Genomic DNA, 13,465 nt, shown 5'->3' with positions numbered 1-13,465 from the left:
CACCAGACGGGGCGCGGCAGGCTTGCGTCTGGCGCAGATGACTTATATGGAGAAGACAAGAGATGAAGAAGACAATTTTCGCCCTGGCGGCCCTTGGCGCCCTTGGCGGATTTAGTGCGGGAGCGCGGGCGGATTCGAGCGTGACGCTGTACGGCGTGATCGACGGCTCTATCGAATACGTCAATCGCGTCGCGTCTGCGCAGCCTACGGTCGTGAACGGACAACCCGTCTCTGCCACCACTGGCGGCAGCCGTGTGTCGATGCCAACGCTGGGTGGCCTTTCGCCATCGCGCTGGGGCTTGCGCGGTATCGAGGATCTCGGTGCCGGCAATAGCGCCATATTCGTGCTGGAAGACGGCTTCGCCCCGGATACCGGCGTCGCGCAATCAGGTCGGCTGTTCGGACGCCAGGCCTTCGTCGGACTGCAGAACAGCGCTTACGGCAAACTGATGCTGGGCMGCCAGTACACGTCCTTCTTCGAGGGCATGGCCAACTTCGCGCCGATGCGTTTCGCCACGACTTATGAACCGGTGGCGTGGCAGCTCGGCACCAACTACCGTGAAGACAATGTGGTCAAGTACGTCGGCCAGTTCGGCCCGCTGCAGGCCGCGGCGCACTATTCGTTCGGCGTAGGCGTGCCGGCGATCGGCTCGACGCCGCTGGCCAACAGCGGCAGCGGCGAAACCCCGGGATCGTTCCGCGACAACAATGGCTACGGCGCTTCGCTGACCTACCTGAGCAACGGCTTCGGCGCCACCATCGCCTATGACCAGTGGCATCCGACGGTGACCTCCGGCCAGCAAGGCAACAGCCGCAAGGCAGGCKGTGCGGTGAGCTACGCCACCGGCCCGTTCAAGGCGATGATGGGCTACCGCTGGGCCAAGGTGGACTTCGCCAACGGCAATACGCTGGCGCGCGACGACTACTACTGGACTGGCGTCAACTACCAGGCTACCAGCGCACTGGGCCTGTCGCTGGCCTACTACTACGCCGACTTCAAGCGCCTCAGCCTGGGCCCGACCGCAGCCGCCAGCAATCCGGCCAATCCGTGGCAGGTCTCGTTCCTGGCTGACTACAGCCTGTCCAAGCGCACCGATGTCTATGTGTCTGTGGCCTACTCGCGCAATGCGGGCCTGAACTTCGATTCGTCGCAGACGCTGTTCCTGTACGGCTATCCGATGATGGCCGGGCAGAAGGGCATGGTCGGTGTGACCACAGGCATTCGTCACGTCTTCTGACGGCTCCTGGCGGCCACATGCAGTAACGGCGGGGAACCTGCGACAGCGGCGTTTCCCGCGCTTATCCGGCGGCGCCGTCCGGCGCCGCGCCTGACATCGCGAGCATCAAGGAGCGCGAATTTCAGCATGCCTTGCCACCGCGCCCGGCCTTGGCGGGTGCCGATACAAGCCATGTATTGAGCGACATACACAAAGTATTTTTCTCGGGGTCCGTGCTTCCGTAGCATGTCCTTCAACACGATCCAAGGAGGCATGATGACTCTCACCGCATTCCATTCTTCCGCCGCCACGCGGGCGGGGAGCCCCGCATGAGCGGCCCGTTGCAGGGTGTGCGCATCGTCGACATGACGACGGTGCTGATGGGCCCCTACGCCACGCAGATCCTGGGCGACCTTGGCGCCGACGTGATCAAGGTCGAGCCGCCGGACGGCGATACCGTGCGCGACGTCGGCCCGCGCCGCCACGCCGGCATGTCGGGCATCTTCCTGCATGCCAACCGCAGCAAGCGCAGCATCGTGCTGGACCTGAAGACGCCGGCCGGGCGCGAGGCGCTGCTGCGCATCGCCGCCGACGCCGACGTGCTGATCTACAACGTGCGCCCGCAGGCGATGGCACGGCTGAACCTGAGCTACCAGGAAGTGGCGAAGGTCAACCCGCGCATCCTGTACGTGGGCCTGTACGGCTACGGCCAGGGCGGCCCGTACGCGGCCAAGTCCGCCTACGACGACCTGATCCAGGGCGCGGTGGCGATCCCGACGCTGGCCAGGCTGGCCGGCAGCGACGTGCCGCGCTACGCGCCCAGCGCGATCGCCGACCGCATCGTCGGCCTGGCGGCGGTCAATGCGGTCACCGCCGGGCTTTATCACCGCGAGCGCACCGGCGAAGGCCAGTCGATCGACGTGCCCATGTTCGAAACCATGGCGCAGTTCATCCTGGGCGACCACATGGGCGGCCTGACCTTCGAGCCGCCCATCGGCCCCAGCGGCTATTCGCGCATTCTCAACGAGCACCGCCGTCCGTACCGGACGCAGGACGGCTACCTGTGCGTGCTGCTCTACAACGACAAGCAGTGGCGCAAGTTCCTGGCGCTGATCGGCCAGCCCGACCTGATGGACAGCGATCCGCGCTTCAGTTCCATCGTCGAGCGCAACAAGCATATCCATGCGCTGTATCGCATGGTGGCGGAAGTCATGCCCACGCGGACCACCGCGGAGTGGATCACGGTGCTGGAAGCCGCCGACATGCCGGTGATGCAGCTGCATACGGTGGATTCGCTGATGGCGGATCCGCACCTTGACGCGGTCGGCTTCTTCGATGTCGTCGAGCACCCCAGCGAAGGTGCGATCCGCTCGATGGCGATCCCGTCGCAATGGTCCAGGTCGCAGCCGCGCGTCACGCGCCAGGCGCCGCGCCTGGGCGAACACAGCGCGCAAGTGCTTGCCGAGGCCGGCTACAGCCAGGAACAGATCCGCGCGCTGGCCAGCCAGGGCGCCACGCGCCTTGCCGGGGAGGCCGCCGACGCCGGCGCGCCGGCCGCCGCATCCGTGAATCCCTGAAATCAAACCGGGAGCTACATTGAACTCGACCCACGATTCCCTTCCGCTCGTCAGCATCCCGCCCGAGGATGAGGCGCTGCGGACACCCATCCGCGAATTCCTGCAGGCTGCATTGCGCGACGTGCCGGCACCCGTGCGCGCGCGCACCTGGATGGGCTTTKACGCCAGATTCAGCCGGGCCCTCGGAGAGCAGGGCTGGATCGGCCTGGCGCTGCCGCCCGAGTACGGCGGCGCCGGCCGCAGCGCCTTTGCCCGCTTCGTGCTGGTGGAAGAACTGATCGCCGCCGGCGCGCCGGTATCCGCGCACTGGTTCGCCGACCGCCAGACCGCGCCGCTGATGCTGCGCTACGGCAGCGAAGCGCAGAAGCAGTTCTTCCTGCCGAAGCTGATCCGCGGCGAGATCTTTATCTGCATCGGCATGAGCGAGCCGGACACGGGCTCCGACCTGTCCTCGGTGCGCACCCGCGCGGTTCGCACCGAGACCGGCTGGCGCCTGAACGGCCGCAAGGTCTGGACGACCAATGCCCACCGCGCGCAATACATGTGCGCGCTGGTGCGCACCTCGGGCCAGCATGGCGACCGCCACAAGGGCCTGTCGCAGGTGCTGATCGACCTGAGCCTGCCCGGCATCACCGCGCGCCCGATCCGCGACCTGGCCGGTGACGGCCACTTCTGCGAGGTGGTGTTCGAGGACGTGGACCTGCCCGCGGATGCGCTGGTGGGCGAAGAGGGCTCGGGCTGGAAGCAGGTGACCTCGGAGCTGGCCTTCGAGCGCAGCGGCCCGGAGCGCATCCTGACCAGCCTGATGCTGGCCGAGACCTGGCTGGCCGAGGTGAAGGCATCCGGCCTGCCGGTGCCGGACTCGGTCAAGGCGATCGCCGGACGTATCGCGGGCCGCATGGCGGTACTGCGGGCGATGTCGCTGGCCGTGGCCGACCGGCTCGACAAGGGCGAGAACCCGGAGATCGATGCGTCGTATGTCAAGGACCTCGGCACGGAGTTCGAGCAGGCCGTGCCCGGCTGGATCAGCGAAGCGATGGAGCAGATGCCCGCTTTCCATCCGTCCGAAGACCTGTTGCGTGCGCATGCCTATATCACGCAGCTTTGCCCGAGCTTCTCCCTGCGCGGCGGCACGCGCCAGATCCTGCGCGGCATCATCGCGCGCTCCCTCGGACTTCGCTGAGACGACACACACCATGACTGATTCYCTGATCGAAGGCTTCGAGCGCGCGCTGACCGGCCTGTGCTCGGACGAACAAGTGCGGCGCAGCGAGTCCGGCGAGGGCGCCGACGCGCAATGGGCCGCCATCGATGCGCTCGGTTACACCGACGCGCTCGTGCCCGCGGAGCTGGACGGGGCGGGCCTGTCGCTGACTGACGCATTTCCGCTGTTCCTGGCCGCCGGCCGCGCCGGCCTGAGCCATCCGTTCGCCGAGACGGCGATCGCTCGCGCCATCCTGGCAAGCGCCGGGCATGAGCGCGCGGGCGAGTGCATCGCCGTGGCCCCTGCGCTGGCGCTGGCGGGCGATGCCATCGTCTGCCGCGAAGTGCCGGGTGGCGCGCTGGCGCACCAGGTGCTGGTTGGCTGGCGCGGCGAGTGGCTGCTGATGCCGCGCGCGCTGGCGCATGCCACGCMCGGGGCCTACCGTGCGCAAGCATCGGCCACGCTGCGCTGGGAGTCGGCGGCACAGGCCATCCGCCGCATGCCGGCTGGCGCGGCGGACGTGGTGGCCATCTGCAACGTCGTGCATGCCGCGGGCATGGCCGGCGCCATGGCGCGCATCCAGGCCATGAGCATCGAATACGTCAACAACCGCCAGCAGTTCGGCCGCGCGATCTCGCAGTTCCAGGCGATGCAGCAGGAACTCAGCGTGCTGGCCGAGCAGGCCAACGCGTCGAGCTTCGGCGCGCGCCTGGGCTGCGCCGCCGACGGCTACCTGCCGCGCCCGCTGCTGGCGGCCACCGCCAAGCTGCGCTGCAGCGAGGCGGCCACCCGTGTCGCCGCCATCGCGCACGCGGTGCACGGTGCCATCGGCATCACCGAGGAACTCGCGCTTGGCCTGTTCACGCGGCGGCTGCATGAATGGCGTGCCTGCGCGGGCACGGAAACCGCCTGCGCCACGGCACTCGGCGATGCGCTGTTCGCGCGGCCGAACGGCACCGGCCAGGAGATCCTGGACTTCGTGCGGCTGCAACTGGCGCCTGCCGCAGCCTGACCCCTTGATTTGCTGGAACCCCTGACATGCAGAAAACTGATTCCATCGTGATCGTCGGCGCGAAGCGCACGCCCATCGGGGCGTTCAACGGCGCACTGGCGCAGTACACGGCACCGCAACTGGGCGCCGTGGCCATCCGCGCTGCCGTGGCTGAGGCGGGCGTCGACCCGCCCTCGGTCGACGAGGCCCTGATGGGCTGCTGCCTGTTCGCCGGCCTGGGCCAGGCGCCGGCGCGCCAGGCCGTGCTCGGCGCGGGCCTGCCGGTCTCCACGCCGGCCACCACGCTCAGCAAGATGTGCGGCTCGGGCATGAAGGCCGTCATGCTGGCGCACGACCTGCTGCTGGCCGGCACCTGTTCGGTGGCGGTGGCGGGTGGCATGGAGTCCATGACCAACGCCCCCTATATCGTGCCGCGCGGGCGCCAGGGATATCGCCTCGGACATGGCCAGCTCCTTGACCATATGTACTGCGACGGCCTGGAGGATGCCTACGAAGGCCACCTGATGGGCTATTACGCMGATCTCTCGGCGCAGGAGCGCGGCATTGGCCGCGAAGCGCAGGACGCCTATGCCCGTGAAAGCCTGCTGCGCTCCCAGCGTGCCGTGCAGGAAGGCACGTTCGACCACGAGACCACCCCGCTTACGCTCAAGCGCAAAGGCGACGAGACGCTGTTCACCCGGGACGAGACGCCCGGCCAGTGCGACGCCGCCAGGCTGCCGAAGCTCAAGGCCGTATTCCGCAAGGAAGGCACCGTGACCGCCGGCAACGCGTMGTCGATCTCCGACGGCGCCGCCGCGCTGGTGCTGATGCGCGAAAGCGATGCACTGCGCCAGGGCCTGGCCCCGCTCGCGCGCATCGTCGGCCACGCCACGCATGCCCAGGCGCCGCAGCAGTTCGTGGATGCGCCGGCCGCCGCCATGCGCCGTCTGCTGGACAAGGCCGGCTGGAGCGCGCAGGACGTCGATCTCTACGAGGTCAACGAAGCCTTTGCCGTGGTGACCCTGGTMACGCTGCAGGAACTTGGCATTTCGCATGACCGGCTCAACGTCAACGGCGGCGCCTGCGCMCTGGGCCACCCGGTCGGCGCCACCGGCGCGCGGCTGCTGGTGACGCTGCTCCACGCGCTGCGCCAGCGCGGCCTGCGCCGCGGCATGGCCAGCCTGTGCCTGGGCGGTGGCGAGGCCACGGCGGTGGCGATCGAGCTGTGCTGAACGGAGCCCGCCGATGAGCCATCTGCATGAACTTCGCGGCGCCGTGGGCTGGCTGACCCTGGACCGGCCCGCCGCCATGAACAGCCTGAGCCGCGAGCTGATGCGCGGGCTGGACGCCCAACTGCGCTTGTGGCGGGACGATCCCGCCGTGCGCGTGGTTGTACTGACTGCCAATGGCCGTGCCTTCTGCGCCGGCGCGGACCTGAAGGAAGTGTCGGCGCCGGTAGCCGCCGGCGAGGCCGACTTCATCGACGTGGCAACGGCATTCTTTGCCACGCTGCGCACGTTCCCGAAACCCGTCATTGCCGCGGTCAACGGTCTGGCGGTGGCGGGCGGGCTGGAGCTGGTGCTGGCCTGCGACCTGGTGGTGGCGGCCGAGTCGGCGCGCCTGGGCGACGCCCATGCCAACTTCGGCGTGTTTCCCGGCGCCGGCGGCGCGGCCGTGTTGCCGCGCAAGCTGCCGGTCAACGTGGCCCGCTACCTGCTGTTCACGGGCCGCACGTTCACGGCGGCGCAGATGGAGCGCCACGGGCTGGTCAATGAAGTGGTAGCCGACAGCGAGCTGGCGCAGTGCGCCCAGGCCCTGGCCGCAGAGCTGGCAGGCCGCAGCCCGCTGGTGCTGGCGCGCATGAAGCGGGTGGCGGCGGAGGCCGCCGACAAGGCCCTGGCCGACGCCTTGCGACATGAACTGCTGGAGTTCCGCGACCACCAGCGCTCCCACGACATGCAGGAGGGCCTGCGCGCMTTCGCGGACAAGCGCACGCCTGTTTTCAAGGGGTGCTGAGCCCCACCAACCGAAGGACAACCATGGACCTGCTCTATTCCGAGCAACACAAGGCGTTCCGGCAGGAGATCCGCGACTTTATCGCCGAGAACCTGCCCGACGACATGCGCCAGCGCCTGCGGGCGGGCGGCTTCGCCTCCAAGGCGGACACCGAACTGTGGCAGCGCAGGCTGAACGCGCGCGGCTGGGGCGCGCCCGCATGGCCAACGGCCTTTGGCGGTGCAGGCTGGGACGCAGCGCAGCAGCAGATCTTCGCCGACGAATGCGCCTGCGCACCGGTGCCGCCGCCGCATATCTTCAATATCACCATGCTGGGCCCGGTGCTGGTCCACTTCGGAAGCGACGCGCAGCGCGAGTACTTCCTGCCCAGGCTGCTGAACGCCGACATCCAGGTCTGCCAGGGCTTCTCGGAGCCGGGCTCCGGTTCGGACCTGGCCTCGCTGAAGACGCGCGCCGAGCGCACGGCGGACGGCTACCTGGTCAATGGCCAGAAGATCTGGACCAGCCAGGCGCACTACTCGGACTGGATCTTCTGCCTGGTGCGCACCGACCCGGACGCCGCCAAGCCGCAGGCCGGCATCTCCTTCATCCTGGTCGACCTGAAGTCGCCCGGCATCACCGTGCGGCCCATCATCAGCATCGACGGCCGCCACAGCCTGAACGAAGTGTTCTTCGACAACGTGCTGGTGCCGGCCGGGAACCTGGTCGGTGAGGAGAACAAGGGCTGGGACTATGCCAAGTTCCTGCTCGGCCATGAGCGCGCCTATATTGCCGGCATCGGCCGCAGCAAGGAGCGCGTGGCCTATGCCAGGGACCTGCTGGCGCGCCTGCAAGCCGAAGGCCGGCCAGCCGGGATGCTGGCGCCATGGCGAGGCCGTATCGCGATGATCGAGGCAGATCTGCACGCGCTGGAGGTGACCCAGTTCCGCATGCACGGCGGCCACGCCGACATGAAGCTGTCGCCGATGCTGAAAGTGCGCGGCAGCGAGATCTTCCAGGCCATCACCGACGTGATCTGCCTCATGAGCGGCACCGACGCCTTGCGCGCGGACACCGGCACGCTTGCCAGGTCCTTCCTGTACTCGCGTGCCGTCTCGATCTTCGGCGGCAGCACCGAGGTGCAGAAGAACATTCTTTCMGCCACTGTCCTGGATCTGCGATGAACCTGCAACGGAACGACGTCCAGCAGCAGTTGCTGGACAGCCTGACGCGGCTGCTGGGCCGCGAGTATTCCTTCGAAAAGCGCCAGCAGTACGTGGCACACGATGACGGGCACGGCGCCCGGGCCTGGCGCTCGCTGGCGGACCTTGGCGTGCTGGGTGCGGCGATTCCCGAGGAATTCGGTGGCTTCGGCGGCGATGCGGTCGACCAGATGCTGGTCTCGCGGGAACTGGGAAGCTGTCTGTCGCTGGAGCCGTACCACGGGACCGCTGTKATGGCGGCCGCCGCGCTTGCCGCGGCAGGGTCCGGTGCGCAAAAGGCCCGGCTGCTGCCCCGCATCGCCCAAGGCGAGCTGAAGGTGGCGTGGGCCCACGGCGAGGCCGTACCGGGACGMGTGGCCGTGCAAGCTGCCGCCGGCGTGGAAGGCTGGTGCCTGTTCGGCAGCAAGCCCTGCGTGATCCATGGCGCGGGCAGCGATTACCTGATCGTCTCCGCGCAGGTGGCCGGGAGCGGAGTCAGGCTCTTCCTGGTGAACGGCCACAGCGTCGGCGTGCAGCGCGACGGCTACCGCCTGATCGACGGCACGCCGGCTGCCGACGTGCGGCTCGATGGCGCCCATGCCGAACTGCTCGACGCCGACGCCGGCAGTGCCGTCATCGATCGGGTACTGGCGCCTGGCATCAACGCTGCCTGCGCCGAAATGGTCGGTGCCATGCAAGGCGCGTATGCGCTGACGGTCGACTATCTCAGGACGCGCAAGCAGTTCGGCAAGCTGATCGGCTCGAACCAGGCATTGCAGCACCGCGCGGTGGACATGCTGGTGGCGCTGGAGCAGAGCCGCAGCCTGTCGCTTTCGCTGGCCCTGGCGCTGGCCGGTCGCAACGACCTGGCCACGGGCGCGGAGCAGGCGCATGCCGCCAAGGCCTATATCGGCCAGGCGGCACGCCAGGTCACGCAGGAAGCCATCCAGATGCATGGCGGCATCGGCATGACCGAGGAATACGCCGTCGGGCACTACCTGCGCCGCGTGCTGGTGCTGGACCAGCTGCACGGCGACACCCAATACCATCTCGGCTGCCTGGAAGGCCGCCGGCACMATTGAACCTGTTGGAAATCGAGGAGAACACCATGTCGGATCTCATGTCCCTGAAAGGGAAAGTCATCATCGTCACCGGCGCCGCGCAAGGCGTGGGCAAGGCCACGGCCGAACTGGCACTGCAGCTTGGCGCGAAGGTCGGCCTGGTCGACATGAAGCGCGAGGCGCTGCAGGAGATCAGCGCGCGCTACCCTGACCATACGGTTGCCTACGCGGGCAGCGTGTCGGACGCCGACTTCGTCGCGTCGTCGATGGAGCACGCGTTGTCGCACTTCGGCAAGGTGGACGGGCTGGTCAACTGCGCCGGCATCGTGCGCGCGGCGATGATCGAGAACATGACGCTGTMGACCTGGAACGAGGTCATCGACTGCCACCTGACCGGCTCCTTCCTGTGGCTGCAGGCGGTGGGCGCGCACCTGGTGGAACGCGCCAAGAAGGGAGAGAGCGTCAAGGGATCGATCGTCAATATCTCGTCCGAAGCCGGGCGCCGCGGCTCGATCGGCCAGATCAACTATGCCAGCGCCAAGGCCGGCATGCTGGGCATGACCATGAGCGCCGCGCGCGAATGGGGCAAGTACGGCGTGCGTACCAATTCGGTCTGCCTGGGCGTGGTGGAAACGCCGATGACCGAGACCATTCGTGGCGACMGCTTCCGCGATGGCATCCTGTCGATGATCCCGATGGGCCGCTGGGCGCAGCCCGAGGAAGTGGCGCAGCCGATCTGCTTCCTGCTGTCCGACGCGTCGTCGTACATTCTTGGCCAGCACCTTGGCGTAAACGGCGGGTATCACCTGGCGAGCTGAGCGCCGGCTCCGGGCGGTGCCGGGCCCTCACGCCCGGCACGCCCGTCACACCCGGCATGCCCGGCACTTCGCCTACCCCGGTGCCGCGCGCAATCCCTGCGACCTGCCGGCACAGGCGGCCAGCAACCTCGATGCGTCTGTCCAGTGCGGCGATGCGTTCTTCGCCGATCCGGCCTACGGCGCCGCGATCGTGCCGCAGGCGGAATAAAGGCAAGGATCAGGACTCGCCCGGCGCATGCGCATCGGGCGGCTCGGGCATKATCTCGCGCGCAATGGCAACGAAGTTGCGCGTGGTGGCGTTGACGGTATCCGGCAGCGTCACCAGCGCAATCCCGAGGTTCAGCCTGGGCGGCATGCCGGTCAGCTGAACCAGCTTCACTCCGTCGCCGGCCTGCCTGGCTGCCGCGGCGGGAACCAGTGCCACGCCCAGGCCGCTTTCCACCAGTGCCAGGATCGATGGCACCTGCACTGCCTCCTGTGCGATAGGAGGCTGGATGCCCGCTTCATGGAAGGCCATCATCGTCATCGAATACATGGCCGGCACGAAGGTCCGCGAATACACGATAAACGGGGTGGCGCCGAGCTCCGCCAGACTCACCGCTTCGCACGCGGCCAGCGGCGAGTCTGCGCTGACGGCAAGCACCATCGGGTCGGGCTGCAGCAGCAATACGCTGGCGCCGGTTCGCTCCAGGACGGGGTAGCGCACCAGCGCCACGTCCAGCGAGTGTTCGTCCAGCCGGCGCAGCAGCTCGACGGTGGTGGATTCCTCGATCACCAGGTCGACGCGCGGATACCGCAGGCGGAAGGTGCGGATCAGCCGTGGCATCAGCGAGTACACCGCGGAGCCGACGAAGCCCACGCGCAGCTTGCCCTGCTCGCCACGCTCGCCCTCGCTGGCGGCACGGCGAATCTCGTCGGCGAAAAAGAGCGTGTTGCGCATCTGGCGTAGCACGGTTTCACCCACGGGTGTCAGGCGCAGGCCGGATGGCAGGCGCTCGAACAGGGTCACCCCGAGTTCTTCTTCCAGCTTGCGGATGGCGGTGGACAGGGGCGGCTGCGCCATGTGCAGCCGCTCKGCGGCACGGTGGAAATTGAGCGTTTCGCTCAGCACCAGCGCCTGTTTGATMTGTCGGAGGTCCATGCGATGAGACGGGTGGGGCGCGGCACCATCGCCGCGCGGCCAACTATGCGCGAAGGCGGGGCAATGCGCAATCCGGCATTGCCCCGTGCGCGGCTCAGGTGCCGGTGGCGAGCGCCTRCACCTGTTCGATCGCTGCCGGCGGCAGCCAGCCGGCCAGCACTTCATCGTAGCGGCGCGCATCCGGCGCGCGCGGGGCCGTGGGCGGGGCGCTCGGCGTGCGGCTGAAGCGCGGCGCCGGGGCGGGCTGGGCAATGCCATCCACCTCGACGAAGGTCTCGCGCGCCTTCAGGTGGGCGTGCTGCGGCGCTTCGGTGAAATCGAGCACGGGCGCGAAGCAGGCATCGGTCCCCTCCAGCATCTGGCACCACTCGTCCCGCGTGCGGGTCCCGAACACCGCGGCCAGCCGTTCGCGCGCGGCTTCCCAGCCGTGCGCATCGAGTTGCTCGCCCAGGCTGGCGGGGTCGATGCCGATGCGTTCKAGCAAGTCGCGGTAGAAGCGCGCCTCGATCGGCCCGACCGAGATCCAGCGCCCGTCCTTGCAGCGGTAGACGTTGTAGTAGTGCGCGCCGGAATCGAGCACATTGGTGCCGCGCGCCTGTTGCCACTGGCCGGCGGCGGTCATGCCATAGAAGACGGTTCCCAGCGCCGCGGTGCCATCGACGATGGCGGCATCGACCACCTGTCCCTGTCCCGACTTGCCGGCTTCGATCAGCGCCGCCAGCACGCCCGTGACCAGGAACATCGCGCCGCCGGCGAAGTCGCCGAGATAGGCCGGCGGAATCGCGGGCGCCTGGCCACGCCCGCCGATGGCGTTCAGGGCGCCCGTCAGCGAGATGTAGTTGATGTCATGGCCGGCGGTGTGCGCCAGCGGGCCGGTCTGGCCCCATCCGGTGACGCGGCCGTAGACCAGGCGCGGATTGCGCGCCAGGCAGTCCGCCGGTCCCAGGCCGAGGCGTTCCGTGACGCCGGGGCGGAAGCCTTCGATCAGCGCGTCGGCTTTCTCCGCCAGGTCCAGCACGATGGCGACGGCCTGCGGATCCTTCAGGTCGAGCGCGATCGACTTGCGGTTGCGCAGCATCAGGTCGAAGCGACGCTCGCGCTTGACGCCGAGGTCGGCGTCGCCGGGGCGCTCGATGCGCAGCACCTCGGCGCCCATGTCGGCCAGCAGCATGCCCGCCATGGGGCCGGGGCCGATGCCGGCCAGTTCGATGATCTTCATGCCTGCGAGAGGGCCCATCGTGTTCCTTTTGCGGTAGTTGTGTTGCGGCTGGCGCCCAGGGAGTCTCACTCCACCGGAATCCCGGCGGTCTTGACGATCTCGCGGGTGCGCTGGATTTCCGCCAGCTGGAACTGCCTGAGTTGCTGCGGCCCGCCGGAGTACACGCTGCCGCCAAGGTTCTCGATGAATTTCACGCTGTCGCGCTGCTGCATGGTTTCGCGAACGGCATCGGAGAGCGCCTTGACGATCTTCTCGGGCACCTTGGCCGGTGCAAAGACGCCGGTCCAGGCAAATACCTCGAAACCCGGTGCGCCGCTTTCGGCGACGGTGGGCACCTGCGGCAGCTCCTTCAGGCGCTGCGTGTCAGTGACGGCCAGCGCACGGAGGCGGCCACCGCGGATCAGCGGCAGCACCGCGCTGATCTCGCCGATCGAATAGTCGACGTTGCCGGCGGCGACGTCCGTCATGGCCGGTGCGGTGCCCTTGTAGGTGATCGGATTGCCCTTCATGCGGAAGCGCTCATGGAAGAGCTCCACGGCAACCTGGTAGCCCGCGCTGCCGCTGGCATAGTTKAGCTTGCCAGGCGCCTTGCGAGCCGCTTCCACAAGGTTGTCGAGCGTCTTGTAGGGCGAGTTGGCCGGCACCACGACCACCATGGCAAAGCGCGCGATACGTTCGACCGCGACGAAATCCTTGACCGGGTCATAGGGCAGGGTCCTGAACACAGCCACATTGGTCACCATCGACGAATTGCTGCCAACGAACAGGGTGTAGCCATCCGGTGCGGCCTCGGCCACCGCGCGCGCGCCGATGAAGCTGTTGGCGCCAGGGCGGTTCTCTACCACGAAGGGCTGCTTGAACTTCTCGCCCAGGTGCTGCGAAATGAAGCGTGCCGTGGTGTCCGCGCCGCTGCCCGGCGGCAGCGAGACGATGACCTTCACGGGATGGGTCGGGAAGTCGGACTGCGCGGTGGCCGGCATCACGGTCAGCGCCAGCGATGTCGCGACCAGGCACCGCTTCAGAGTGGGAAATGCCATGTT

Annotated in this window: 13 protein-coding genes; 10 read left to right on the top strand and 3 right to left on the bottom strand. The window is 68.2% G+C overall.

The window, feature by feature from the left end; all coding sequences use genetic code 11:
• Positions 1 to 62: 62 nt before the first annotated feature.
• The 10 genes from AC1DKV_RS02490 (at position 63) to AC1DKV_RS02445 (ending at position 10,273) form a co-directional block, all read left to right on the top strand.
• Positions 63 to 1,238, top strand: coding sequence for a porin (locus tag AC1DKV_RS02490; RefSeq protein ID WP_477137384.1), 1,176 nt, complete (start codon positions 63 to 65; stop codon positions 1,236 to 1,238).
• Between the two features lie 308 nt (positions 1,239 to 1,546).
• Positions 1,547 to 2,794: a CaiB/BaiF CoA transferase family protein gene (locus AC1DKV_RS02485; RefSeq protein ID WP_441613525.1), complete on the top strand. Its 1,248-nt coding sequence runs from the start codon at positions 1,547 to 1,549 to the stop codon at positions 2,792 to 2,794.
• 19 nt (positions 2,795 to 2,813) lie between these two features.
• On the top strand, positions 2,814 to 3,977 hold the full coding sequence (locus AC1DKV_RS02480; protein WP_477137383.1) for an acyl-CoA dehydrogenase family protein: 1,164 nt from the start codon (positions 2,814 to 2,816) through the stop codon (positions 3,975 to 3,977).
• A 13-nt stretch (positions 3,978 to 3,990) separates the two neighbouring features.
• The gene (locus AC1DKV_RS02475) at positions 3,991 to 5,010 is read left to right on the top strand and encodes an acyl-CoA dehydrogenase family protein (RefSeq protein WP_477137382.1); all 1,020 of its coding nucleotides are present in this window, start codon (positions 3,991 to 3,993) and stop codon (positions 5,008 to 5,010) included.
• 26 nt (positions 5,011 to 5,036) lie between these two features.
• Positions 5,037 to 6,221 carry an acetyl-CoA C-acyltransferase gene (locus tag AC1DKV_RS02470; RefSeq protein WP_477137381.1) on the top strand — a complete coding sequence of 395 codons (1,185 nt, stop codon included), beginning with the start codon at positions 5,037 to 5,039 and terminating at the stop codon, positions 6,219 to 6,221.
• A 13-nt stretch (positions 6,222 to 6,234) separates the two neighbouring features.
• A complete protein-coding gene (locus tag AC1DKV_RS02465; protein WP_441613529.1) occupies positions 6,235 to 7,005 on the top strand; it encodes an enoyl-CoA hydratase/isomerase family protein in 771 nt (256 codons plus the stop codon).
• Positions 7,006 to 7,028: 23 nt separating this feature from the next.
• Positions 7,029 to 8,168, top strand: a complete 1,140-nt coding sequence (locus AC1DKV_RS02460; RefSeq protein WP_441613530.1) for an acyl-CoA dehydrogenase family protein — start codon at positions 7,029 to 7,031, stop codon at positions 8,166 to 8,168.
• Complete coding sequence (locus AC1DKV_RS02455) at positions 8,165 to 9,268, top strand: acyl-CoA dehydrogenase family protein (protein ID WP_477137380.1); 1,104 nt, start codon at positions 8,165 to 8,167, stop codon at positions 9,266 to 9,268. The genes AC1DKV_RS02460 and AC1DKV_RS02455 overlap by 4 nt, the downstream gene beginning before the upstream one ends.
• A 26-nt stretch (positions 9,269 to 9,294) precedes the next feature.
• Positions 9,295 to 10,065, top strand: coding sequence for an SDR family NAD(P)-dependent oxidoreductase (locus tag AC1DKV_RS02450; RefSeq protein WP_477137379.1), 771 nt, complete (start codon positions 9,295 to 9,297; stop codon positions 10,063 to 10,065).
• 16 nt (positions 10,066 to 10,081) lie between these two features.
• Positions 10,082 to 10,273, top strand: a complete 192-nt coding sequence (locus AC1DKV_RS02445; RefSeq protein ID WP_441613533.1) for a hypothetical protein — start codon at positions 10,082 to 10,084, stop codon at positions 10,271 to 10,273.
• 9 nt (positions 10,274 to 10,282) lie between these two features.
• Here the strand turns inward: AC1DKV_RS02445 and AC1DKV_RS02440 are convergent, their stop codons facing one another.
• The 3 genes from AC1DKV_RS02440 to AC1DKV_RS02430 form a co-directional block, all read right to left on the bottom strand.
• Positions 10,283 to 11,206, bottom strand: a complete 924-nt coding sequence (locus AC1DKV_RS02440) for a LysR family transcriptional regulator (protein ID WP_477137378.1) — start codon at positions 11,204 to 11,206, stop codon at positions 10,283 to 10,285.
• A gap of 94 nt (positions 11,207 to 11,300) precedes the next feature.
• Complete coding sequence (locus AC1DKV_RS02435; protein ID WP_477137377.1) at positions 11,301 to 12,443, bottom strand: CaiB/BaiF CoA transferase family protein; 1,143 nt, start codon at positions 12,441 to 12,443, stop codon at positions 11,301 to 11,303.
• Between the two features lie 47 nt (positions 12,444 to 12,490).
• Positions 12,491 to 13,462, bottom strand: coding sequence for a Bug family tripartite tricarboxylate transporter substrate binding protein (locus tag AC1DKV_RS02430; RefSeq protein WP_441613536.1), 972 nt, complete (start codon positions 13,460 to 13,462; stop codon positions 12,491 to 12,493).
• Between the last annotated feature and the right edge of the window lie 3 nt (positions 13,463 to 13,465).

The organism is Cupriavidus sp. 05T41, from assembly GCF_056396525.1.
This window is presented reverse-complemented; position numbering and strand designations above follow the sequence as displayed.

What these genes read in the sequence shown, in the direction of transcription:
- AC1DKV_RS02485 (WP_441613525.1), top strand. Translation starts at nt 1,547, where the DNA reads ATGAGCGGCCCGTTGCAGGGTGTGCGCATCGTCGACATGACGACGGTG.